The sequence below is a fragment of the Streptomyces sp. NPDC051051 genome, assembly GCF_040682975.1.
Lineage (GTDB): Bacteria > Actinomycetota > Actinomycetes > Streptomycetales > Streptomycetaceae > Streptomyces.
Genome location: NZ_JBFBCB010000003.1, coordinates 13,646 through 35,646 on the forward strand (window position 1 = coordinate 13,646; position 22,001 = coordinate 35,646).

A 22,001-nucleotide genomic window follows, 5' to 3' on the forward strand; every position below is an offset into this window, starting at 1 on the left:
GCGCCAGGCGGCCGGTGAGCAGGTCCCGCGTCGCGCCTCTTTCCGGAAGCCTGAGTTCTCGCCCTTCCCCAGCCCCTACGGGCGGCTCCGGGATCTACCCGCATGAGACATCACGGGGGGTCTGGAGAACCAACTGGATCCAGGCGGTGCTCAGCCTGGCCGAAGTGTGCGCGTTCATCATGCTGCCGGTGTCGTCAGCGACCTCTTCGGCGTACGCAGGAACACCGCGACCCGACAGGCGGCACTCGTCAAGAACGGTTGGGCCGGCCGCCTCGCGGCCCCCGGAGCTACCGGGTGAGGCCCTGTCAGGAGTCCCTCGGCAGCCGGCCGGTCCGGCCCCGAGGTGGCGTTGCCGGTCAGCAGGCGGTGCGCTCGCCGAAGCGTGCCAGGCAGTGCCAGACCTTCTTGAGGTCCTGAAGGCGGTATCGGCCGGTGCGGGCGGCATCCCCGATGACCTTGGGGTCGAGCAGGCCGTCAACGGCGATCTCGGCGCCCAGGTCAACGTATTCCTGCCCCCGGTAGCTTGAGCGACGTCGTAGTCCAGCCACGCCGAGCCGGAAACCTGGATGCCGTTCGATTGGGCATGGGAGGCGATGCGCTGCGGCTTCGACTTCCGTACCGCGATGGCTGGGGTCCAGCACCAGCGCCTCGACGTCACGGTCGAACCTGACCCGGCCGTGAATCTGTGCCTCGATGTGACGGTCCAGGGCGTCCGACGTGCCCGCCTCAGCCAGCTCCACGAGCGAACAGCGGTCGGCCATGCCGAAGTCGGAAGGCTCGGTGGAGCTGTCGGGGCAGCAGAACGTGGTGCGTCTCAGGGTCTCTGTGGTGAGCCTGAAGTACGAAGAGCCGAACCGCGGTGCACCGCCGACCGGGTCACGGCGGTGGTTCAGCCCACCGTATACGGGGCGCTGGTCAGCCGGGGCCTCGTCGTACGCACCGCCGAAGATGTGACTCTCCCAACGCCACCGTTCCCCACCAGGATGAGCGGTCAGACCACCGTTGCTCGTGCCTGTCACGAACTGCGAGCGGTAAATACCGTCTTCCGCCATCTGGGCCAGGATCAGACGGTCCCCTGCGGGACGATCGGGATGAAAGTGCATCGTCACCCGGAGGTCACCAGCGAGCGGCTCTCCGCCACATGAAGCCGCGACATGCTGCAGAGCCCTCTCCTGAGGCGATACGGCGATGTCAGCACCCATGTGTGAAGTGTGGACGGACGGCACTGCGCAGTGCACGTCAGTTTGTGAGGAGCCTGCGGCCTTGCGCGCACTCCATCAGTTCCAGTGGCTTCGCCTTGGCGCCGTGGGCATCGAACCGCCTGCCTCGATGATCCCCGGCTTCGCCGCGAGGCGCATCGAGCGGACGTCGGCGGTCCGGGTGGCGAGCACCACCGGTTCGCCGGGAAGTGCGTCAGCGGACCAGTCGGGTGCCGCTGACGCGGCGAATGCCGGGTCCGCCTTTCTCAATCGCCTCATGCCGACGTACGCATGAAGATGCTCAGCCCGGTACACGCGAACGTGCACCGCTCGCCGTGCCGGAGCCCAGCCGGTCCGCGGCCCGATGCCCTGCTCCCAAGGTCGCTGTCGGGACGGGGCCTTCGGCCGATGCCGGCCCCGGCCACCGACGCGATCATGAGGTTGTCCGCTCGAGCCGAGGAGGAGCCATGCGGGTGGAGCAGGTGCACCGGGTCGAAATCCCTGCCGGGTCGCCACGACGGGGGACGCCGGCCGACGAAGTGGCGTCAGCGGCCCGCCACTACGCGGACACCGGGGTACCGGTGGAGTGGTACGTGAAGGAAGCCCCCCGCGCGGAGATCCACGTCCCGGCGTTCCGGATCGCCCGTACACCGGTCACGGTCGGCCAGTGGACACGCTTCGCAGCGGACACCGGCCGGCCGGTCCCACAGAAGCCGGCGGACCACCCGGTCGTCGGGGTCGCCTGGGAGACGGCGACGGCCTACTGCCGGTGGCTCGGGGAACGGCTCGGCCTCGGCGTGCGGCTGCCCACGGAGAACGAGCCGGATCTCGAAGCGATCGGCGTGGGCTTCCGCCTGGCGGCACCGGCCGCGTAGAACCGGACACCGTGCCGGCATCGCACGACGGGCGGCGTCTCCTCAAGACCGTGCATTTTGGCTGTACCAACCTGTGCACATTCCGGTGCACACCGGCCCCCAAGCAGTGGCGCGGTATCGCCACCCGCCACGAGAAGACCGCCACCGTCCACCTCGCCGGACTCCGTGTCGCGGACGTCTTCCTCTGATCCGCCCGCTGGCCTGGACGCAACCCTCTAATGTCCGGCAGCACGTGTGGCGAGGTCCTCGTCCGTGATGGAGCGGATCACCCGGCAAGGTGTTCCGAGCGCGACGGTCATCGGGGGAACATCGCGGCTGACGACGCTGCCGGCGCCGATGACCGACCCATAGCCGATACGGACGCCGGGCAGGACCACCGCGTTGCTGCCGATCCACACCTTGTCCTCGATCACGATCGGCTCGGAGAACCGCCCGAAGTCAGCGCGTCGCGAGGGATGCACCGGGTGTCCCGTCGTGGTCAGTGTCACGCTGGGAGCGATCATGACACCGTTGCCGATGCGGATGTCCACGTCGTCGACGAACGTCAGGTTCACGTTCCCGAAGAAGTCGTCACCGATGTGGACGTTGCTGCCGAACCCCGCGTGGAACGGCGGCAGCAGCACGGTGCGTTCACCGACCGAGCCGAGGATCGCGACGAGCAGCGAACGACGCTTCTCCGTTTCGCTAGGTGGTGTGTGGTTGTACTCGAAGATCTGCTCTGTGCGGCGCCGAGGGGCCTGAAAGGCCGCTTCCGACTCGGTGTACACGAGGCCCTTGGCGATCCGGGCCAGGACTTCTTCCTCGTGGGCATCCGTCACAACGGGGCGCTCCCTTCGTCCAGTTCCTCGGACACAGGCCCGGCGCGCCACCGGTCGGCCGCGCGCGCCCAGAGCCTACGACCACACCGGCCTCCGCAGATGGCTCGCGGCAAGCACATCGGCGTACACGTCGCCGGCAAAGGCATCGAGTCCAGCAAGCGATGAGGACGAGCCGCTGGGTCATCGAACGCACCATGTCGTGACTGTCGGGCTACTGCCGGCTCGGCCTCCACTACGAACGCCGTCCTCGCAACCACCTGTGTCTTTTCCGACCTCGCTGTCGCCCTCTGCTGCTATGAACGGCTCGCCCGCCCCACCACGTAGGACACGGTCCAGGCGTTTCCCGTCCGGCTGGTTTGACTTCCTGTTAGCGTGCGCGGATGGAAGGTCTGGGACCCGTGGCTTGGCCGCCTGAGCCGATCAGGACCGAGAGGCTCGTGCTCCGTGAGCCCGAGATCCGGGACCGTGCGGCGTTCATCGAGCTGCTCGCCTCGCCGGAGGTGCACGCCTACCTCGGCGGCCCCCGACCGCGTGACGAGCTTGAGCGCGAGATGTCCGGGGCGCCCGAGCGGTGGCCCGGGAGCTTCGTCGTTGATCTCGACGGGTCGATGATCGGCCAGATCCTGCTCAGGAGAGCAACGGGGCACCGACGCCCGGCTGCCGCGGGGAAGACCGATCTCGGCTACCTGTTCCTGCCGCGGGCCTGGGGGTTCGGGTACGCCGCCGAGGCGTGCGCGGCGGCACTCGGCTGGCTCGCCGGCGCGCTTCCCGGCGAGCCGGTGGTGCTCACCACCCAGACCGCCAACGTCGCCTCGATGCGTCTCGCGGCGAAGCTGGGGTTCACCGAGGTGGAGCGGTTCGAGGCCTGGGGCGCCGAGCAGTGGCTCGGCATGTGGTCCCCGGTCACGCCGGCCGGTTGAGTCTGCGACGGAAGCGCCGGGGAGTACCCGCCCATCCACGCGCGAGCGGCCCGCAACCGCGAATTGCCCGCGCGCATGCCGGGCGTCACCTCCAGATCCTGTTTGGGGTTCGGATCCAGGTGAGGCTCGGTGGCGTGCCGGCCGGGGGAGACAGAAATCGGGTGTGGCGCGTTTTGACGTGCCGGATGCCGAGTGGGCCCCGGCCCTCGCTCTTGGGGTCTGCACGCCGCGGCCTGTCGGGCTGGCATGCCCTCGGCGCGGAGGCGGAGGCTGTCGGGAAAGTGGGCCGCCCGGTCGAGCCGTTGCGTGACAGGGTGACGACGACGAGGCCAGAAGCGGTCGCCCGGTCGTCCAACGCCGTTTGCGGGGACGGCATGCGGACGGAGCACGACCGGCTGAGCGGCCCTCGGCGTGCCCCTCGTCCAGGAGCCCCGGGAGCAGGGCCGATGATCACGACCGTCTTGGACGACACGGTCGGCGACCACGTACGGCCGGCCCGGCCGCAGGGGTACGTCAGCGAGGCAGTTCCGCCTGCCGCAGGGCACGACCACTCCCCCGAGCCCGCACACCACCGCGCTGACGCTGACGACGAAGACCGGGCCGGTCCCCCAGATCCCGATGGCGGCGGCGGACAAGGGCATGCTCAACGCGAACTGGAGGTTCGGAAATCATCGGAGAAATTCCGCAGCCCCAGCACGGCAGTCCCGGCATGGCGGCGTTCAGCACGGGGCAGCGGATCCCGCGGGTCGCCGCCCGACGAGTGGTGGGCGGAACCGGGGCGGCGGCAGCAGGAAAGGCCGTGGGAGCAGGTGGCGTGCGGCGCGGCAGCGGGAGGGCCCGCGGGAGCGGCGCGCCGACGGCGACAGGAGCCGGCGCACGCCTCACCCGCCGGCGGACATCGTCTCGGTGCGGTGGTCGTAGTACGCCCAGAGGGCCACCGCGACCGCGGCGGTGAGGGCCACGGCCGCGACGCGCACGCCGCCGGAGGTCAGGTACGCGACGAGGCCGGTGAGCACACCTCCGCCGAGCATGATCAGACGGCTCACGACGCGGTGGCGCGGCCGCTGCGGCTCCTCGCGGTCCTTGAGGTCGCGCAGGGCGTCGCGGCCCGGATGCCGCGAGCCGCGCCGGACCCGCGTGCGGTACTCCAGTCCGTAACTGATCAGTGCGTACAGCGCGAGTGCGGCCAGCGCCCAGAGCCAGTCGCCGGGATCACCGACGGATCCGCGTGCCAGATGCATGACACCACCCTCCCCTTCGGCATCCGGATGCCCGGCCCTCCCGTTCATGAACCCGGCAGATCTCCGCACGGGCGGAGGGCGTCGCGGCCGGCCGTCCGCGAGGAGCGCAGCGTGACACAGGACGGCGTCCGCGCCGAGCAGATCGACACCAACAGTCCGCACCCCCGTACGGATCCACGACCACCTGCTGGGCGGCAAGGACCGCTGCGAGGTCGACCGGGAGGCCGCCGACCGGCTGCTCTCCGATTCGGGCGTGACCGGCATCGAACTGGCCGACATCCGGCACCCGCAGGGGATCGTGGACCACCCGGGCGTCCCCCGCGTCATCGACTTCGACGAGCCGGTCGCCCTGTTCCTCGTCGCGGTGCCGCACTTCCCCACCGACGCCGGGGGCCCGGCCCGATCGTCACGGCACTGCGCGACGCCCTGCCCGCCGGCGACTGCGCGGTCTGTCCCCTAGCGACGAAACCCGGCGCCTCGGAAGGCGCCCGTCGGCTTGCCGCTCCGCCTGCCCCGTCCCGGCCGGGACGGGGCAGGCGGAGCGACTCCGTCGTCAGCGGGCGCTCGTGGTGTCGATGTCGACGATGTGGTTGTACCGCTCCACCAGCACGAAAAGCCTGGTCTTCTGCATCGTCTCCCCACTGCCGAAGGTCAGGGTGACGATGACCTCATGGCCGTTACCCACGGTGCCGTTGTCGGTCACCGTCCACCGCGCCGGGACGTTTTGGGCACGCAGGACGCCGTCCGCCTCGTTCTTGTTCTCCCAGGCCGCCAGCCGCTCGGCGAAGTCGGGCGTCAGGTAGTGCTTGCGGAGCGCCGTGGCCAGCGTGATGTCCGGGTCCGTGTAGTCGCCCTTCGCGTCGACGTACGCGCCGTAGAAGTCGGCGACCCGGGTCACCGCCTGGCCGAACGTGCCGCTGACCGGCTGCGGTGCGGCGGTGGACGCCCGCGCGGGGGCAGGGACGGACGCCTGCGCCGACACCTGTGTCGACACACCGAGTCCGACAGCCAGGACGAGGCCGGCGGCGAAGGCCGCGCGGCGGCCCGGACGACGGTGTGCGGGGAACTTCCTGTTCATGTGCGTCTTCCTTCTCTGGTCCGTATGTGGTTGCTCCCGGCCGGTGCCGGTTCGCGTAATGGAGGCGCCTGCCGGCTTGTCGCCACCTGGTCCGCGTCCGATTCGAGGACAGGACGGCCCGACTGCCCGACCGGACAGGAGCGGCCGGTGTCTTCGCCGCGGGGCCGTCGTGTGACGGCGGGCGCCGCGGTGTGCCGAACGCCGCACCTCGGGCATCCGGGCACAGAGGTGTCCCGGTACGCAGGCGCAGGATGGGGCTGTCGCCGAGGCGGTCGTTCTGCCACGGCCGGTGCGGCACCCAGGGCTTCGAGGACGGCCGGGCGTCCACGCCAACGGCTGCCACCGCACCTGCAACGGCGGAACCGTCCCCTCCCTGCTGAACCGCGGAGGCGCCCGCCGGCCGTTCGAGCGGATTCAGCAGGTGGAACTGCTGGAGATCTTTATTCCGGTGACGCTGTAAGTGCCGGCGAACACGGTTTCGTTGTTAGGCGGCAGGCAGATCGAGTTCCCGTCCTGGAGCCGTAGATACGCCACGTCGTCCTTCCGGGTGTTCACGACGTGGTAGTGCGGGCGGGACCTGACCGTCTGGTAGGAACTGGTGACATCGCGGTACTTCGCGATCGGCGTGCCCGCGTCGTAGGCGTGCTCGTCCACGTAGAAGCAGACATAGGGGTACGGGCAGCCGTGGGTGGGGGGCTCCGCGTGGGCTGCCGATGCGCCGGTCACGGACATGGCTGCGACGGCCATGCCCACGGCTGCGAGACCTGCCGCCTTCCGGGCGACGGACTTCATCAAACCTCCAAGAGTCAAGTAGGTCGTCCGACACTGCGGCGTTGGATCGTGATCCGTCGCGGATGCCGCCGACCGACAGGAACAAGGCCGGTGCTGCGACGAGTACGGCAACCGCATCGTGAGTGTGTGACGACGTATCAAGCGGAATGGCCACGGAGGCGACCGTTGGTGCATGCGTGCCGGACGTCGTCCGGCACCGGTTGGTCCCTGTGGCCGTGGTCGGTGCGACACCAAGAGCATCGGCGATCACCGGAGTCCGGCACAACGGCTGTCGTCCCTTTGGCGACGGTGGAACCATCCCAGCCCATCTGACGTGCAGGGATACGAGTGCCTGGGATACGGGATCGCGGGTGGACGGCGGAGGAGCGGTGTCGATGCGGGACGATGTCGAGGAGTTCGCGGCTCTGCTGCGCAGGCTGAAGGACCGCACGGACCGGAGCTACGGCTCGCTGGCCCGCCGCATCAACATGAACACCTCCACCCTGCACCGGTACTGCACGGGCGAGGCGGTGCCGCAGGACTTCGCACCGGTGGAGCGGCTCGCGGCCTTCTGCGAGGCGACACCGACGGAGCGGCTCGAACTGCACCGGCTGTGGTTGTCGGCGACGGCGGCTCGGCAACGGGTGCGTACGGCCGACTCGGCGGAGGCGGCGGTTCCGGCACCGGCGCCGGCGCCGGACGCGGACGGGGCGCTCGTCGAGGAGAGCGACTCCGCGGAGCAGCCCGGGGACCGTCCCGACCCGGACGAGCCCGTCCCCTCCCCCGCTCCCCGCCCCTGGTACCGCCGCCGACGGGTCCTGGCGTCCACCGCCGTCGCCTGCGCGCTGCTCGCCACTCTGCTGAGCACGTCCGCCCTGCCGGACGACAGCTCCTCCGGGGCGGACGCCTCCCGCCCCGCGGGCCCGCGGACGAACGCCCCCGGCGTGCCCCGCCGTTCGGCGCAACCTCCGGCCACCGGCTCCCCCTCCTCCCCTTCCCGGAGTTCCGCGTCGTCCGGCCCCGGGCGGAAAACCCCCGCCCCGTCCGCCGTCGGCAGCGGTCCCCTCTCGGCCGCGAAGCCGGCCACCGGCCTGCCCCTCGCCTGGAGCACGGACTCCCTGGTCTGGGACAAGGGCTGCGACCACGACTACGTCATCGACAAGCCGCCCGCACAGGTGCCTCCGCCGCCGGTGGAACAGGACGCCGAGGTGTGGGCGGCGACGCAGGGCGCGGTACACGGGCGGCACACGACGGTGCGGATCTCGGTGCAGGGACGGTCCTCCACGGCCGTGGTCCTCGAAGCGCTCCACGTCCGCGTCGCCGGCCGCGGCAACCCGGCCGCCGGTAGCGCGTACGCCATGGGCCAGGGCTGCGGCGGCGACCTCACGCCCCGCCGCTTCACCGTGGACCTGGACGCCGACCACCCCGTCGCCCGCCCGAAGGACGGCGCCGACATCGAACAGACCGTCCCCGCACTGCACTTCCCTTACCGCGTCTCCGCCGAGGACCCGGAGGTGCTGCTGGTCGACGCGATGACGCAGGCCTACGACGCCCGCTGGTACCTCGAACTCGACTGGTCCTCCCAGGGCCGCACCGGCACGATCCGCATCGACGACCACGGCCGCCCGTTCCGCACCACCGGCATCAAGGGAATGCCGCACTACTGGTACGGCACGAACGACGCGGGCGGGCGTGCCTGGGTCCCGTACGACAGCTGAGGGCTTTCAGCTTTCCATGTCCGAGCGGCTGCGGCGGGCGGCGCAGGGGCTGAACGGCGCGCACAGCGAGCGCCGGCAATCGTGCTTGCCTGTGGCGCTCACCTGATCGTCCGGGCATGGCCGTGCTCGGGCTCCACCGGGAGCCACAGTTCGGCGTCGGCCTCGGTCCTGTCCGGCGACAGGCGGGTGCGCAGGATCTCGGGACCGGTGCGGCTGCGGTACGGGTTCGACGGGAACCACTCGGTGAAGACGTCCCGCCACAGCTCCTGGATGGCCTGCGGCGCCGGCCCGGAGGTGGTGAAGACCGCCCAGGTGCCGGCCGGGACGGCCAACGTGGTCGTGCCCTCGGGAGCGACCACGGAGGTGATCACGCCGTGGTGGTAGTCGAGTTCGGTGCCTTCGGCGCGGCTGGGATCCAGATCGTCGCAGACGGCGAGGATGCCGTGCGGCTCCTGGTCCGACAGCTTCTCCAGGCGCTCCAAGGTCTCCGGGGCGATCCCGCGGACAAAGTCCATGATCGCCTGGTTCGGCCCCGCGTGCACCAGCGGTACCCGGGCCTTGAACCCGACGACGGTGAAGTCCGCCTTGTCCACAACGCGGTATCGCATACTGCTCCTCCCTTCGACGGTGAGACGGAAGGTCATCCGGGACTGGGAGCCGAGCTCGGCACCGGTACGCCGGGCCTCGCCCGGTCCGATGCCGTGCATGGCACGGAACGCCCGGGCGAACGCCTCGCCGGAGCTGTAGCCACAGCGCACCGCGATCTCCAGCAGCGTCTCGCGCCCCGCGAGTACTTCGGCGCCCGCGAGGGTGAGCCGACGGCGCCGGACGTACTCCGACAGCGGCATGCCCGCGAGCGCGGAGAACATCCGGCGCAGGTGGTACTCCGAGGTGGCCGCGATGCGTGCCAGCTCTTCCACCTCGATGTCCTGGTCGAGATGGCGCTCGATGTGCTCCATGGCCTGGTTCAGCCGCTCCAGCACGCCCGGTCCCCTTCCTCTTGACGACCACCACGCTAGGCAGGGTCCACCATGCCGGACCCGACATCTTGTGCCCGATCAAGTCGGGTGCACCAGGCGGCCCGGGAGATCGAGCGGCAGGTGGCCGGCCCGGCTCGCTCCCCTTTGAAGACCGGTAGCCGTTTACCACTTCCCGTCGGGCCACGCCCGTCGGGCCACGCCCGTCGCTCGGACAGGCCGGCTCAGTCGCTCGGAGGCCGGTTGAAGGGTTCGGTCGAGACACCGGAGACTCCGGTCGCCACGTCGCGCCCACTCGCCAAGTGGAGCGCTCTGTCACATCCGGCTCGCAGGCTGTCCGGGGAACGGCCTCCACCACGCCGAGGTCGGCCATCGTGGTGAGGCAGGGGGCGCGGAGCAGGTTGCACCAGCCGTCCAGGTAGCGGCCCTTGCCGTAGCGGACCCACGCCTCGATCGGCGCGACGTCGTAGTCGAGCTCCACCGCGGAGGTCCACGAGCCGGGCGGCTCCGGGTCGAAAACCGGAGGCTTCACGTGCGTCGCTGCGACAACGCCGAACCGAACTCCACGATGCTTTCGTCTCGTTGACCTGCAGTCTCATCTGCTGGAGACGCCTCAAGAAGGCCCGCCCATGATCGTGTGACGAGCTCTCGTGACCGGCTCGCCGTGGCCGCGGACGGCAACCGCACCGACCGTCTCCTGCCCGGCAAGGTGCATGCGTCGCGCGCTGGGCTGCGGATCAGCGGCGCATGGCGGCGGTAGCCGCTGTGGTCGACGGCCGCTGTCCATCCGTCGCGGTCGAACCACTCGGTGATGGTGCGCGCCCTCGCTTTCCCGTCTTGTCCCACGTTGCCGCAGCCCGCTGCAACGTGGGACAAGTTCGGACCAGAGACCGGCAGGGCCGATGTTTCCGAAGGTGACGTTTGTTCGGGCGCAACCGGTGCAGACGATGAGCTGACACAGTCTTTGTACGAGGAAGCGGAGATACACCGTGGGCATCATTGCGTGGATCATCATCGGCCTGCTCGCCGGCGCCATCGCCAAGGCCCTGATGCCGGGCAAGGACCCTGGCGGCATCATCATCACCCTGCTCATCGGTATCGCCGGCGGGCTGCTCGGTGGCTGGCTCGGCAAGGTCGTCTTCGGCGTCGACTCCATCGACGGATTCTTCGACCTCTCCACCTGGATAGCCGCCATCGTCGGCTCCGTCATCCTGCTCGCCGTCTACCGTCTCGTCGTCGGCAACCGGCACTCGCACCGTCACGCATGACCCGATGAGGCATCCGCACACGCTGACGGCTCCCGTCCTGAAAACAGGCCGGGAGCCGTCAGCGTGTGCGGATGCCTCATCCGAGCAAGCAGCTCCTACTGGTCGGTCCAGGTGCTCGATGCCGTGAATCGGGCGTCCCTCCAGCCGGCCGGCGCGGAGAATACACCTCCATTGCCGTGAGAGCCTCCCGGGCGGGACGGCGGGCACGGCGGGCACGGCGCGCAGAGCGGCGGCGTCCGGAAGGCCGGTGGCCGCCGCGCCGGCGTTCGCGAGCAGCCGCTGTATCCTCGCTTCGGTCGGGCCAGGAAGGCCCATGACCGTGCGCGTGTGGGGCAGGGAAGGCGAACAGTCGGTCTCACCGAACCCCTCCAGCAGATCAGCGACGCCGGGTGAGGACGGCACGGCAGGCGGGTACCGGACGCCGTGGTCGCGGGCGAAGCGGCCGGCCTCGAGGCAGGAGAGCGGATCGCGGCCGGCGGCCGCAGGACGTACCGCTCAGCGCACCGCCAGCCCCTCCCGGGGCGGCGGCTCAGCGCGCGTCTCCCGGTCGGCGATCTCCCTCACACCCGACGGGACGGTACGCAAGGCGTACCGTCTGTCGGGACGGCGTCCACCCGGGACGGGCCGATCAGGAGGCGAAACGAGTGACGGGTCCAGAATCCACGGACATCGCCTCCGAGCGGTGCCCGGAGACAACGGACGCCACGCTCACCGTGGTTCTGGCCGCTCTTGGGACGGCGGCCTACGCGGTGGATGAACAGGGCTGCATCATCGCCGTCAACGCTCTCGCCGAGCGCGTGCTGGCCCTCCCCGCCGCAGAGCTCGTCGGCCACGACGCGCACGACCTGCTGCACCGTGATGCGCACGGTCAGCCGCTGCCCAGGACCCAGTGCGCGATGCGGTCTGCGTTCCTGGCGGGTCACGCGGCCCAGGCCGACCGGGAGTGGTTCGCCCGGGGGGACGACCGTGGCCCACTGCCCGTCTCCTGGCTGACCACCCCTCTCGACCCACGCGGCCTCAGTGGCCTCAGCGGCCACGAGAGGGTGACGCTGGTCCTTTTCCACACCGCCGACGAAGCCGAAGCGTCCAGTGCGCCATCGCAGCGGGTGGCGCAGCCCCTGCCGGAGCTGGAACGGCTGGCGCTGCTGGCCGAGACGACCACCCGGCTGACCTCCACCCTGGACGCCGACGAGGCGGTGCGACGGCTCGTGGCCCTGGTGGTGCCGCGGCTCGCGGACTGGGTGGTCGTCGACCTGATCAGTGAGCGCGACGAGGTGTGGAGGACCGTCGTGGCCCACGCCGAAAACGGTGCCGTGACGCACCACGAGGATCTCCAGGGCCCGATGCCGCCGGTGCCCGAGCGTTCCTTGATGCCTCTGTCGCGGGCCCTGCGCGGGGTGGCTTCCACTCTCACGAGCCCGCAGACCTACCAGCAGCCCCCGGATTCCGGCATCGCGGCCGAACAACGCCGTCTGTTCGAGGCCACCGGCATCCACTCCGCGGCCATCGCCCCCCTGCGCAGCACCCGCAAGGTCCTGGGAGCGGTGACCTTGGGCCGCTCCCAGACGTTGCAGCCGTTCGCCCCCGCCGATCTCGCCCTGCTGGAAGACATCGCCCGCCGTGCCGGTCTCGCCCTGGACAACGCCCGCCTCTACCAGCGCCAGCGCGCGGTCGCCGAAACCATGCAACGCCACCTGCTGCCCCAACTCCCGCAGGTGCCCGGCCTGCAGATGACCGCCCGCTACCTGCCCGCGCCCGACGCCTCACAGGTCGGCGGCGACTGGTACGACGCCTTCCCGCTCTCCGACGGCGCCACCGCCCTCGCCGTGGGAGACGTCGTCGGACACGACTTGGACGCCGCGGCCGGCATGGCCCAGCTCCGCAACATGCTCCGCGCTTACGCCTGGTCCCAGCAAGAACCCCCCAGCAGGATCGTCAACCGGCTCGACCAGGCGATCATGCACATCACCGACGTCGCCATGGCCACCATGATCTTCGCCCGGATGGAAACGACGGACGACGGGCGGTGGCGCCTGTCCTGGACCAACGCCGGCCACCCGCCGCCACTGCTGGTCACCCACGACGGCCTGGCCTCCTACCTCACCGACGGCCACGGCATCCTCCTGGGCACCGGAACACACCAGTCGCGACCCGACGCATCCGCCCTCCTCCCGCCCGGATCCTCCCTCCTGCTCTACACCGACGGCCTCATCGAAGCCCACGGTCACTCCCTCGACGAGGGCCTGGACCGACTGCGCCAGCACGCCGCGGCCCTCGCCCACCGCCCCCTCACAGCCTTCGCCGACCAGCTACTGCGCCGAGTCCGCCCGGCCGACAACGACGACGACGTCGTCCTGTTCACCCTGCGCACCCCCACGCGAGCCTGACCGGACCCGGGCACTCCCCGTGGCCTGGCCGCGCCGAACGGCCGGGGTCAGCGCCCCTTCCGTCCGCGTTCGCGCACGCGTACGCCGTGGAGAACCTCGGCAGTCCCAGGAGATCTCCTCCCGCATCGCCTGCCGCCCCGCCGAGGCCACTGGACGAGCTCATCCGCATCGGTGTCCCACCCGCGTCAGCCACTGCGAACGACGCGGACACAGCTCCTGAGAACTGCCCGGCGATCAGGACGAACACCGTTGCAGCCCTGAGAACTCCCAACGAAGTGAGAGGTTGACCGGTCGGCGCCGGCAGATGATGCCGCAGGCCAGGCTGAGGAAGACTTCGTGGATGTCGTCGCGGATCTCCCAGCGGATGCGCAGTCGGCGGAACCAGTGCAGCAGTGCGAAGCTCTGCTCGACCGCCCAGCGGGTGAGCAGGGTGAACGGTGAGGAGACTGGAAGTGGCAGCAGACTCGTCTGGTGGATGAGCGGTGGTCGGCCGGACAGTGAAGCACGACCACGCACGACACCCCTGCCGATGGTGCGGAACTGCTCCGCATCGGAACCCCTGCGTTCAAGGCCGAGGCCCGTCAGCGGCACGAACTGATCGACGCCTTCGCCGAACGGGGCGGCACCGATCTCGTCTCCTCCTACACCACTCCCCTGCCGATCACGGTGATCTCCGAGCTGCTGGGGTTCCTGAGGAAGCCCGCGGGGACCTGTTGGCCTGGACGCGTCACTCCATGGGTGTCCCGTCCGGGCAGCAGCGGGCCGGGCTGCTCGCCCTCAACGGCTGCCTGAGCGAGCTGTTCTTCGTGTGTGCACGCGGGAACCTGCCGTCGGGTGAGGTCACGGCCGCACGAGGCGGCGCAGGGCAAGTCGCGCGAGCGGCGCATGGGCAAGGATCACCGGCCGCGGCCCCTCCATCGTGAGGCCGGTCGTGCTGCCACGCCCGTGTGCCTGCACGTTGTGGTGCAGGCGGAGCCGGGTCGGCCCCAGACGGACGCGCCAGGTCCAGGTGCGGCGGTCGTGGTCGACGTGTTCGACGGTGAAGGCGACGCGGATACCGGCTATCGACTCCACCGTGCCGCACATGCCGGAGGTCAGTCGACGATCGGGGGTGTGCACGGCCCTGATCTGCGGGGACCACGAGGCCCACCGGTCGATGCAGGCGTAGCGCCGCCAGACCGTTTCGGGACCGGCGGGGCCTGTGGCGTGGACGGTCAGGCGTCCCATGGCAGGTCCGTGTATCGCTGTGCCGGGCGGGCACGGCGTGCGGTGCTCATCGGAGCTGGTCCTTCAGGTATTCGACGAGGGCGGTGCCCGGCCGGAACGTGGCGGCGCCGTCCGCGCCTTGGAAGCTGCCGAAGCTGCCGAGGGTGACGGCCTCCTGGGCCTTGAGCGCCTCGGCGATGGTCCCGGGGTGCTCGACCGTGCCGAAGAGCGTGTCGAGGATCAGGCTGACGTCGTCCGCGGTGAGCTGCGGGGCGGCTGCGCCGTCGGCGGCACGGTGAGCGGTCTTCTCGGCGAGCTGCGTCTTGTCCATGGAGGCATCCCTGTCGCGTCCTGGTGCCAGTGCTGTGGTGGTTCCACCATCACAGCAGGTCGCGGCACCCGCATCTTCGGGCGAGCGCTCGGGTTGCGAGCCGACGATCGCGCTTGCCACGGCTGACACGACGAGGCGTGTTCGTCCCGGTCGCCCTGTCCGGCAGAGGAGTTGAGCGTCCGCCCCGGTGTGGCCGCGCCGCCGTGGATCGTGCCGAAGGATCCTTCGACGACCCGACGACCCGACGACCCGACGGCGGGGCAGGGGCTGAAAGCCGTTGACGTCGTCGCTGCGGCGGACGATGCCGAGAACGAGGCCGAGGTGCTGGACGGTCCGGTCGGTGAGGTGGCCGGCGCGGCCGCGGTCGGCGCAGATCCGGGAAGGCAGCCGGGAGCGGCTCTTCGCCGTGGGCGGTCGGACGGGAGCAGGCCGCCGTCCGGATCCGGGTGCGTCGTGCCGGCTTCGACCGCACGGTGCGGCTCGGGTGGATCCGCTCGCCGTGCTGCAGACCGCCCGGGACTGATCGGCTCCGCCCCGACCGACGACACCTCTTCCCTTCGGCTGCCGCGGGAGGGAAGAGGTGTCGTGGTCTCCAGGCGGCTCGCCCGCCGGGGTCGACCTGCCGGAAATGCACGGTGTCCGGTTCGGGGGCTCACACCTCCGGTCCCGCCGTCGGCCCCCCCGCCGTCGGTCCCCGCCGGAGGCAACCGTCCGGCCGACGGTTCAACCGCCCGTCGGTGCGACCCCCTGGTCGGTGACGATGCCGAGCCGCCGCACGTGTCGCGGTCACACCGGCGTGGGCCCGGACGTGGTGCCGAAGCCGGTGTGACCGCCTCACCCGAGGTGGCCGTCGTCACCTGGCACAGGACTCAGAAGTCGTCCGCGCCGTTGCGGAGTTCGGGGGTCCAGTATCCGATGAGGGCCTTCGCCGGGTCGACGGCGATGCCGTCGCTGCCGGGCGCGGTGACGGCGATGACCGTGGAGTCGCCCTCCAGCACGACGGAGAACGCCGACACGGGTTCGTTGTCCTCGTCGACCCCGCCGTCGGACAGCTTCACCAGGGCGTAGGCCGGGGCCCCCGCCGTGAGCACGACCGGCGCGGCCGGCTCGCTCTTGGCGACGGACGGGACGTCCTGCTTGTGGCTCTCCAGGAACTGGACGTGCGGGAAGCCCGTCAGCCGGCAGGAGTGCCGGGTGGTGTTCCGCGCCGTCAGGACGATGTGGGTGTAGGGCGGACCGTCCTGCGTGGCGGCGGTGACGCGGACGTCCCGTGCGGTGCAGACCGGAGTGGAGGCGGTCGCCTGCTCGCCGGTCGGACCGGTCGTGCCCGCGGAGCCCGCGGAGCCCTTCGATCCGGCCGAGCCCGCGGAGTCGGTCGCCCCCGTCCCGTCGGACGTGCCGGCACCCTTGCCGGCGGTCGTCGGGGACGAAGTCACCGTGGCCGAAGTGGTGGGCGCAGAAGTCGACTTGGAGTCCGTGTCGCTCTGGCAGGCGGTGAGGGACAGGGCCAGAGCCGTGCCCGCGACGGCGAGCAGCGTGGAGCGGTGGCGCGGAGTGTTCATGGAGAGTTCCCCCGTGAGTGGTACGGGGCCGCGGCGCGGTGCCGTCGGCCGATGTCGTCCTGCTTGTTTTTCGCAGTGGTCAGTTGCCCTTGCCGGGCCGGTAGTCGGACGGCAGGGTGTGCACGAACTCGCGCGGATCGGCGTGCGCGGCCTCCAGCAGTTCCGGGACGCTGTGATAGCCGAGCGCGTACAGGTTCCGGCTCGGGTCCCAGGTGTTGTAGGCGTAGATCGCATTGCGCTTGGCCTTCATGTGGGAGCCGGGGATGTCCAGCACGTACGCGGCGCCGTTCGCGCGCTCCTCCCTGGGGCGTTCGTACGCGTAGACGTGGTGGAAGCGCACGTCGGAGATCGTGCCGTCGTTCATCAGGCGGTAGGCCACGTCGCTGCACGCCTTGTGCGTCTCGGTGTGTTCCAGCCAGCCGGCGGTGAACTCGTGCGAGGCGCCGGGGTACTGCGCGGCGAGCGCCCTGACCTTGGCGTCGATCCGGTCGACGAGTCTGTCGTAGGCGGACGTACTGGCGAACCCGTCGTCCACCACCTTGAAGTTGATGACCTTGTCCACGCCGAGCGCCTTCGCGGAGGCCATGAACTCGGCGGTCCGGGCGGCGACGATCCTGGTGGTCCCGTCGGTCGGCCAGGACAGGTCGTGCCTGCCGCCCGCGGCGCACGGATGGGGGCTGGACCACTGGGTCAGGGGACACGGGTCGGTGTTCATGCGCACAGCCAGATCCGGGTTGCGGCCGTTGCCCACCAGGACGAGGTGGACGGGCCGGCCCGCCGCCTTGTGCTCCAGGATCGACCCGGCCAGGCCGATCGCGTCGTCGTCCTGGTGGGGGGCGTAGAAGATGGCGGGCTTGGCGGCGGCCGACGCCGCGGGGGCCCGGCCCGTCTGGTACGCCACGGCTGCGGCGGTCAGCGCACCGGCTGCCAGGAGACTCCGTCTGGACGGTCCGGCGACGTGTTCATCGCTGTCGTTCATGTGAAAGATCCCCGTTCGATGAGCTACGGCACGCATGCCGCGGTCGTGGGACGACGGATGGTCTTCGCCGTTCCCGGGCCTGCACAGACTCGTTCTCCGATGGGTACGTGCGCCGGGGCGCCCGGACCGCGCAGGGCCGGCAGGGGCGTTCCGCGTCGGTCTTCAGTCGATCACTTCCGGTCTCCACGGCCCAGGCGGTTCTCCCGGCAGAAGTACCGACGGCGATACTTCTGCCGGGGGCTCGCGTCCGGACGAGCCGGACGACAGGGGACATCGACGGTGCGCGACGGCACGCCTTACACGGGAGACTTCGGGCCGCAGGTGCGGGCTCTGCGGGTCCGCGCCGGACTGAGCCAGGAGGCCTTGTCCCATGCGGCCGGGGTGAGTGTCAGGGCCCTGGCCGACATGGAACGCGGGCGCACCCGGGGGCCGCAGCGCCGTACGGTGCAGGCGCTGGCCGAAGCACTGGGACTGGAGAGCGACGAGGCGGCGGGTCTGGAGAAGTCGGCCGCCCTCGGCAGACCGCGCCCCGGGCCTGCCGCCGGCCCGGCCGGCCCCGGCACCTTGGCGCTGCCGCGCGACATCCAGGACTTCACCGCCCGCGGTCCGGCCCTCGCCCGGCTGCTGGACCTGGTGCGGGACGCCGATCCGGACCGGCCGGTGGTCACCGTGGTCGCCGGGCAGCCGGGTCTGGGCAAGACCGCGTTCGCGGTGCATGCCGCGCACTGCCTCGCCCCGCACTTCCCCGACGGGCAGTTCGCCCTGGACCTGCACGGCATGGACCCCGAGCCGACCACTCCCCGGGACGCGCTGGCCCGGCTGCTCGGCGCGATGGGGGTCGCCGACGCGGCGATACCGGCCGGCACCGACGACCGTGCCGGTCTGTGGCGCTCCCTGTCCGGCGGGCGGCGCATGCTCCTGCTGCTGGACAACGCCGCCGACGAATCCCGGGTCGCCCCCCTGCTGCCGGGCACCGGACCGTCCCTGACCATCGTCACCAGCCGCCACGCCCTGGCGGGTCTGGAATCCGTGCACCGCACCGATCTGGCCCTGCTGCGACGCGAGGAGGCGGTGGAAATGCTGACCCGCATCATCGGCCCGGACCGGGTGCGGGCGGAGGCACAGGCCGCACGCGACCTCGCCGACCTGTGCGGGCACCTGCCGCTGGCCGTCCGGATCGCCGGCCAGCGGCTCCTCAGCCGACCGCACGAACGCCTCGGCAAGCTCGTCGCCCGTCTCGCCGCCGAGGGCCGGCGGCTGGACGGCCTCCAGGCCGGAAATCTGCGGGTGCGGGCCGCCTTCGCGCTCTCGTACCGGCAACTCCCGCCGGTCTCGCAGAACGTGCTGCGCCGCGCCTCGCTGGCCGCCGGAGCGGACTTCAGCCCCAGGACCGCGGCGCTCCTGGCCGACCTGTCCTACGACGAGGCGGTCGCCTGCGCCGAGGAACTGACCGACGCCGGACTGCTCCAGAGCGATGCCGTCGCCGAGCGGTACCGCTTCCACGACCTGCTCAGGCTGTACGCGGCCGAGCAGGTCGAGGCCGAGGACGAGCCCGGGGTCCGCGACACCGCCCTCGACCGGACCGCGTCCTGGATGCTGCGCCGGGCCACCGTCGCCGCGCTGCACTTCGACGTCGACCACGAACGGACCACTCCGTCGGACGACCCCGACCCGGACCGAGCGCCCACGGGCCGGGAGGAGGCCCGGGCCTGGCTGGAGGCCGAGCGGGCCCAGTGGCTCGCCGCGCTGCGCCGGGCCCATGAGACCGGCGGGTACCGGCAGGTGCTGGACACGGCGGAGGCGATGCACTGGTTCTCCGACCTCAACCAGCACTGGGAGCAGTGGGTGGAGGTGTTCCGGCGCTCGGCCGACTCCGCTCGTCTGCTGGGCAGCAGGCTGGAGGAGGCGGTGCACCTCAATTACCTCGCCTGGGCCTACAACCACTGTGTCCACGACCCGCACGCCGCCCTGACGAGCGCTGACGCCGCACTCGCGGCGGCCCGCGAATGCGGGGAAGGGCTTCAGGAGGGCTGGGCACTCGGCTACGGCGCGGGCGCACTCCACCGGCTGGGCCGCACGGAGGAGGCCCAGGAGCGCCTGCGCGAGGGGGCGCGCTGCCTCGCCTCACAGAAGTCGCCGCAGAGCCGGCTGGCCGAGCTGTCGATCCTCAACCGCCTGGGCACCCTGCTGCGCCAGACCGGCCGGGCGGCCGAGGCGCTGGACATCCACCGCCGCAGCGAGCGGATCTGCCGCGCGGGGATTCCCGGCCGGACGGACCAAGTGATCACGGTGTACCTCGCGGTCGCCCGGCAGCAGATCGGCAACGACCTGGCGGCCCTGGAACGCCGGCACGAGGCCGAAGCACCGCTGCGGCAGGCCCTCGCCGCCTTCGACGCCGCGCAGATGTCGGCCTGGACGGAGCAGGCCCGGCTCGACCTGGGTCAGGTGCTCGCCGCCTTGGGGCGCCCGGAGGCCCGCGAGACGCTGCGCACCGCCCACGACGCCCTCGCCGCGCTGAGAAGCCCCCTCCGGGTCGAGGCGGCCGCCGCCCTCGCCGCGCTCGACGAGGCCGCCGCCGGCACCGGCTGACGCGGGGAACGGCACACACCGGCCCCGGCCCGGGCCGCTGCTGCGGATCGGTGCTCCGCGGTGTCGGAGGGCTCCTCCCGGAACGGGAAGCCGATGTCGCGGAGCGAAGTCGTGCGGCGGGAGGCGGAGGGGGCGGAAGACGCACGCCGGGCGGGTCTCAGAGGAGTGGCCAGTTGCGCAGGACGGCGTCGGCCGTCTCCTGGAGTTCGTCGCGGCCGACACCGCTCGCGGCTTGTACGGCGATGCCGTAGGAGAAGGTGCACAGGTAGCAGGCCAGTAGCGCCGGGTCGGTCCGTGGGGGCAGGTCACCGTCGTCGACGGCGCGCTGGAACCGCTCTCGGATGCGGGAGCAGCCGTCGCTGCGCCAGGCGACGAGGTTCGGCATCGGAAGGGCGCCGGAGGAGAGTGCCAGGGTCGTGCGTCCCGCGACTCTCGACGCGGACGGTCCGACCGGAACTTTCCAGGACGAGAACGGGGAAGTGCCCTGGTGACCGTGTGAAAAAACGGTCGGTGCCGGCCCGGACGACCGGGGTCAGAAGCCGATGCGGTCGGTCGTCCGGGTGAGCGAGTCATAGTGCCGGGCGGCCTCCCACCGGCCCGCCAGGACGCCCGCCGGTGCGGCGGTCTCCTGGAACAGGTCGTCCTGCGGATCGCGCCCGACGGCGTCGCGGCCGCGGCCGAGCGTGATGTGGGGGATCCAGCGGGCCGGGTCGTGCAGGGGGTTCAGCCGGCCGCTCTCCGGCGCGTCACGCAGCGTCCGCCAGACCGTCTCGTGCAGGCGCAGCAGGACGTCGTCGGGCCGCACCGCCCACGCGAGCACCCGGGTGCGGCCGGTGAACCGCACAAGCCCCTCCAGGTGCAGGGGGATCGGCAGGACCGCGAGTTCGCGCCGCAGCCAGCCCCGTACCTCCGACGTGAGGGCGTCGGCCGTGGCCAAAGTGAGGTGCGGACGGTTCGTCGGATGACGGTGCGTGGCCTGACTGGGCAGGCCCAGGCCGAGCAGGCGGCGCCACACGTCCTGGACGGCCCCTTCCGTCGCCGGGTCGGGCAGCAGTTCCACGGTGTGCACCCCGTCAGGGTACGGCCGGCTCGATCATCTGCGCCTGACCGGCCACGGCGCGGAGGAGCCGGTGCCGGTGGACGCGGTCGGAACCCGCGTGCCCGGCCTCCTCCGCGGCGTCCGGCCGTTCTCACATCGTCGTCCTGTGGGGTGCACCCATCCGGCCTGCCGTGGTGGCGGGGCGTACGGAGTCCGGTGAGGGTGGGGTGGGGCCCGCCGTCCGCGTCGGCCGGACCCCTCCGACCACCCCCGAAGGAGCACTGCCATGTCTGAACGCAATACCGCCATCCGCAGCCTGCACGATCTCGGTCTGGCAGCCTGGTTCGGAGGCTCGCTGATGGGCGCGATCGGCCTCAACGGCGCGGCCAAGGCCGAAGGCGGAACGGAGGCGGCCGAGGACCGGATCTCTTCGTCGGGATGGGCGAAGTGGGTGCCGGTCAACGCCGCCGCGATCGGCGCGCACCTGTTCGGCGGGGGCGGGCTGCTCGCCGCGAACGCCCACCGCGTCGCCACCCAGCAGGGCGTGGCCGCCTCCACCACGGCCAAGACGGTCGTCACCGCAGCGGCCCTGGCCGCCACCGCCTACGCCCGCGTCCTCGGCAAGAAGATCGAACTGGCATCCTCCTCCGACCCCCAGGACGCCGAGAAGGCGCAGAAGCACCCCATCGACCTGCACAAGGCGCGGCGGCAGCTGGCTTACGCGCAGTGGGCGGTACCGGCCCTGACCGGCGGCCTGGTGGTGCTCAACGCCCTGCACGGCGAACAGCAGCGCCCGACCGAGCAGATTCCCGGTATGTGGGAGCGGGCGCGCTCCGTGACCCACCTGTGCGTGTGAAGCCTGCGTGACGCACTGGAGGTGATCACCGGCTGTGGCTCGGGCCCGCGAGATGCGTGCCCGGCGCTGCCACGACACGTCTGTGACGGCTGAGGGCGCTCGGGGAGGGCCGTGACGGACCGGGCACGGCGCTGTCTCCTCGCCGGCGGCGCCGTCAACCCGGCCCTGTGGCCGTCCGGAAGGAACC

The 22,001-nt window shown here is 71.4% G+C and carries 21 protein-coding genes and 4 pseudogenes; 11 read left to right on the forward strand and 14 right to left on the reverse strand.

What is annotated here, in order from left to right; translation table 11 throughout:
• Nucleotides 1-356 precede the first annotated feature (356 nt).
• Entirely contained in the window at nt 357-1,202 is an 846-nt protein-coding gene (locus AB0N31_RS03215; RefSeq protein WP_366056617.1) for a DUF3626 domain-containing protein, read from the reverse strand.
• A gap of 464 nt (nt 1,203-1,666) precedes the next feature.
• Between AB0N31_RS03215 and AB0N31_RS03220 the strand changes: the two are divergent.
• Together AB0N31_RS03220 and AB0N31_RS03225 are read left to right on the forward strand one after the other, a co-directional pair.
• Nucleotides 1,667-2,020: pseudogene (locus AB0N31_RS03220) on the forward strand (SUMF1/EgtB/PvdO family nonheme iron enzyme); the annotation flags it as partial.
• 104 nt (nt 2,021-2,124) lie between these two features.
• A complete protein-coding gene (locus AB0N31_RS03225) occupies nt 2,125-2,262 on the forward strand; it encodes a hypothetical protein (protein ID WP_366056618.1) in 138 nt (45 codons plus the stop codon).
• 27 nt (nt 2,263-2,289) lie between these two features.
• Here the strand turns inward: AB0N31_RS03225 and AB0N31_RS03230 are convergent, their stop codons facing one another.
• Nucleotides 2,290-2,841 (reverse strand): sugar O-acetyltransferase, encoded by a 552-nt coding sequence (locus AB0N31_RS03230; RefSeq protein ID WP_366056619.1) that lies wholly within the window; start codon nt 2,839-2,841, stop codon nt 2,290-2,292.
• Nucleotides 2,842-3,272: 431 nt separating this feature from the next.
• Between AB0N31_RS03230 and AB0N31_RS03235 the strand changes: the two genes are divergently transcribed.
• Nucleotides 3,273-3,812, forward strand: coding sequence for a GNAT family N-acetyltransferase (locus AB0N31_RS03235; protein WP_366056620.1), 540 nt, complete (start codon nt 3,273-3,275; stop codon nt 3,810-3,812).
• A gap of 881 nt (nt 3,813-4,693) precedes the next feature.
• Here the strand turns inward: AB0N31_RS03235 and AB0N31_RS03240 are convergent.
• Nucleotides 4,694-5,053 carry a hypothetical protein gene (locus AB0N31_RS03240; protein WP_366056621.1) on the reverse strand — a complete coding sequence of 120 codons (360 nt, stop codon included), beginning with the start codon at nt 5,051-5,053 and terminating at the stop codon, nt 4,694-4,696.
• Between the two features lie 253 nt (nt 5,054-5,306).
• On the opposite strand from AB0N31_RS03240, the gene AB0N31_RS03245 reads away from it, so the two are divergent.
• Nucleotides 5,307-5,513, forward strand: a complete 207-nt coding sequence (locus AB0N31_RS03245) for an SAM-dependent methyltransferase (RefSeq protein WP_366056622.1) — start codon at nt 5,307-5,309, stop codon at nt 5,511-5,513.
• Nucleotides 5,514-5,606: 93 nt separating this feature from the next.
• Here AB0N31_RS03245 and AB0N31_RS03250 read toward each other — a convergent pair whose 3' ends face one another.
• Together AB0N31_RS03250 and AB0N31_RS03255 are read right to left on the reverse strand one after the other, a co-directional pair.
• The gene (locus AB0N31_RS03250) at nt 5,607-6,131 is read right to left on the reverse strand and encodes a hypothetical protein (RefSeq protein WP_366056623.1); all 525 of its coding nucleotides are present in this window, start codon (nt 6,129-6,131) and stop codon (nt 5,607-5,609) included.
• 414 nt (nt 6,132-6,545) lie between these two features.
• Complete coding sequence (locus tag AB0N31_RS03255; RefSeq protein WP_366056624.1) at nt 6,546-6,923, reverse strand: hypothetical protein; 378 nt, start codon at nt 6,921-6,923, stop codon at nt 6,546-6,548.
• A gap of 374 nt (nt 6,924-7,297) precedes the next feature.
• Between AB0N31_RS03255 and AB0N31_RS03260 the strand changes: the two genes are divergently transcribed.
• Nucleotides 7,298-8,620: a helix-turn-helix domain-containing protein gene (locus AB0N31_RS03260; protein WP_366056625.1), complete on the forward strand. Its 1,323-nt coding sequence runs from the start codon at nt 7,298-7,300 to the stop codon at nt 8,618-8,620.
• A gap of 98 nt (nt 8,621-8,718) precedes the next feature.
• Here the strand turns inward: AB0N31_RS03260 and AB0N31_RS03265 are convergent, their stop codons facing one another.
• Nucleotides 8,719-9,603 carry an AraC family transcriptional regulator gene (locus tag AB0N31_RS03265; RefSeq protein ID WP_366056626.1) on the reverse strand — a complete coding sequence of 295 codons (885 nt, stop codon included), beginning with the start codon at nt 9,601-9,603 and terminating at the stop codon, nt 8,719-8,721.
• A 349-nt stretch (nt 9,604-9,952) separates the two neighbouring features.
• Nucleotides 9,953-10,162: pseudogene (locus AB0N31_RS03270) on the reverse strand (hypothetical protein); the annotation flags it as partial.
• 72 nt (nt 10,163-10,234) lie between these two features.
• Here AB0N31_RS03270 and AB0N31_RS03275 point away from each other — a divergent pair.
• From AB0N31_RS03275 to AB0N31_RS03285, 3 genes are all read left to right on the forward strand, one after another.
• Nucleotides 10,235-10,357: a hypothetical protein gene (locus AB0N31_RS03275; protein ID WP_366056627.1), complete on the forward strand. Its 123-nt coding sequence runs from the start codon at nt 10,235-10,237 to the stop codon at nt 10,355-10,357.
• A gap of 229 nt (nt 10,358-10,586) precedes the next feature.
• Entirely contained in the window at nt 10,587-10,865 is a 279-nt protein-coding gene (locus tag AB0N31_RS03280) for a GlsB/YeaQ/YmgE family stress response membrane protein (RefSeq protein ID WP_366056628.1), read from the forward strand.
• A 668-nt stretch (nt 10,866-11,533) separates the two neighbouring features.
• Nucleotides 11,534-13,252: a SpoIIE family protein phosphatase gene (locus tag AB0N31_RS03285; protein ID WP_366056833.1), complete on the forward strand. Its 1,719-nt coding sequence runs from the start codon at nt 11,534-11,536 to the stop codon at nt 13,250-13,252.
• Between the two features lie 234 nt (nt 13,253-13,486).
• Here the strand turns inward: AB0N31_RS03285 and AB0N31_RS03290 are convergent.
• The 5 genes and pseudogenes from AB0N31_RS03290 to AB0N31_RS03310 all read right to left on the reverse strand — a co-directional run.
• Nucleotides 13,487-13,672 (reverse strand): annotated as a pseudogene (locus AB0N31_RS03290) (hypothetical protein); the annotation flags it as partial.
• 420 nt (nt 13,673-14,092) lie between these two features.
• Nucleotides 14,093-14,479 (reverse strand): SRPBCC family protein, encoded by a 387-nt coding sequence (locus tag AB0N31_RS03295; RefSeq protein WP_366056629.1) that lies wholly within the window; start codon nt 14,477-14,479, stop codon nt 14,093-14,095.
• Between the two features lie 46 nt (nt 14,480-14,525).
• Complete coding sequence (locus tag AB0N31_RS03300; RefSeq protein ID WP_366056630.1) at nt 14,526-14,789, reverse strand: hypothetical protein; 264 nt, start codon at nt 14,787-14,789, stop codon at nt 14,526-14,528.
• 869 nt (nt 14,790-15,658) lie between these two features.
• The gene (locus tag AB0N31_RS03305; RefSeq protein ID WP_366056631.1) at nt 15,659-16,351 is read right to left on the reverse strand and encodes a DUF4232 domain-containing protein; all 693 of its coding nucleotides are present in this window, start codon (nt 16,349-16,351) and stop codon (nt 15,659-15,661) included.
• A 79-nt stretch (nt 16,352-16,430) separates the two neighbouring features.
• On the reverse strand, nt 16,431-17,330 hold the full coding sequence (locus AB0N31_RS03310; protein WP_366056632.1) for a PIG-L family deacetylase: 900 nt from the start codon (nt 17,328-17,330) through the stop codon (nt 16,431-16,433).
• 279 nt (nt 17,331-17,609) lie between these two features.
• Here AB0N31_RS03310 and AB0N31_RS03315 point away from each other — a divergent pair, with 279 nt between their 5' ends.
• Nucleotides 17,610-19,919 (forward strand): helix-turn-helix domain-containing protein, encoded by a 2,310-nt coding sequence (locus AB0N31_RS03315; protein WP_366056633.1) that lies wholly within the window; start codon nt 17,610-17,612, stop codon nt 19,917-19,919.
• A 157-nt stretch (nt 19,920-20,076) separates the two neighbouring features.
• Here AB0N31_RS03315 and AB0N31_RS03320 read toward each other — a convergent pair whose 3' ends face one another.
• Nucleotides 20,077-20,304 carry a hypothetical protein gene (locus AB0N31_RS03320; protein WP_366056634.1) on the reverse strand — a complete coding sequence of 76 codons (228 nt, stop codon included), beginning with the start codon at nt 20,302-20,304 and terminating at the stop codon, nt 20,077-20,079.
• Between AB0N31_RS03320 and AB0N31_RS03325 the strand changes: the two are divergent.
• Nucleotides 20,300-20,410 (forward strand): annotated as a pseudogene (locus AB0N31_RS03325) (short-chain dehydrogenase); the annotation flags it as partial. The gene AB0N31_RS03320 and the pseudogene AB0N31_RS03325 overlap by 5 nt on opposite strands.
• Before the next feature lie 41 nt (nt 20,411-20,451).
• On the opposite strand, the gene AB0N31_RS03330 reads toward AB0N31_RS03325, so the two are convergent.
• On the reverse strand, nt 20,452-20,988 hold the full coding sequence (locus tag AB0N31_RS03330) for a 2'-5' RNA ligase family protein (RefSeq protein ID WP_366056635.1): 537 nt from the start codon (nt 20,986-20,988) through the stop codon (nt 20,452-20,454).
• 256 nt (nt 20,989-21,244) lie between these two features.
• On the opposite strand from AB0N31_RS03330, the gene AB0N31_RS03335 reads away from it, so the two are divergent.
• On the forward strand, nt 21,245-21,814 hold the full coding sequence (locus AB0N31_RS03335) for a hypothetical protein (protein WP_366056636.1): 570 nt from the start codon (nt 21,245-21,247) through the stop codon (nt 21,812-21,814).
• Nucleotides 21,815-22,001 lie beyond the last annotated feature (187 nt).

Bases quoted from the DNA above. Each gene is read 5' to 3' on its own strand.
- AB0N31_RS03215 (WP_366056617.1), bottom strand. From the start codon at position 1,202: ATGGGTGCTGACATCGCCGTATCGCCTCAGGAGAGGGCTCTGCAGCAT.
- AB0N31_RS03235 (WP_366056620.1), top strand. From the start codon at position 3,273: ATGGAAGGTCTGGGACCCGTGGCTTGGCCGCCTGAGCCGATCAGGACC.
- AB0N31_RS03240 (WP_366056621.1), bottom strand. From the start codon at position 5,053: ATGCATCTGGCACGCGGATCCGTCGGTGATCCCGGCGACTGGCTCTGG.
- AB0N31_RS03250 (WP_366056623.1), bottom strand. From the start codon at position 6,131: ATGAACAGGAAGTTCCCCGCACACCGTCGTCCGGGCCGCCGCGCGGCC.
- AB0N31_RS03255 (WP_366056624.1), bottom strand. From the start codon at position 6,923: ATGAAGTCCGTCGCCCGGAAGGCGGCAGGTCTCGCAGCCGTGGGCATG.
- AB0N31_RS03260 (WP_366056625.1), top strand. From the start codon at position 7,298: ATGCGGGACGATGTCGAGGAGTTCGCGGCTCTGCTGCGCAGGCTGAAG.
- AB0N31_RS03295 (WP_366056629.1), bottom strand. From the start codon at position 14,479: ATGGGACGCCTGACCGTCCACGCCACAGGCCCCGCCGGTCCCGAAACG.
- AB0N31_RS03300 (WP_366056630.1), bottom strand. From the start codon at position 14,789: ATGGACAAGACGCAGCTCGCCGAGAAGACCGCTCACCGTGCCGCCGAC.
- AB0N31_RS03305 (WP_366056631.1), bottom strand. From the start codon at position 16,351: ATGAACACTCCGCGCCACCGCTCCACGCTGCTCGCCGTCGCGGGCACG.
- AB0N31_RS03310 (WP_366056632.1), bottom strand. From the start codon at position 17,330: ATGAACGACAGCGATGAACACGTCGCCGGACCGTCCAGACGGAGTCTC.
- AB0N31_RS03320 (WP_366056634.1), bottom strand. From the start codon at position 20,304: ATGCCGAACCTCGTCGCCTGGCGCAGCGACGGCTGCTCCCGCATCCGA.
- AB0N31_RS03335 (WP_366056636.1), top strand. From the start codon at position 21,245: ATGTCTGAACGCAATACCGCCATCCGCAGCCTGCACGATCTCGGTCTG.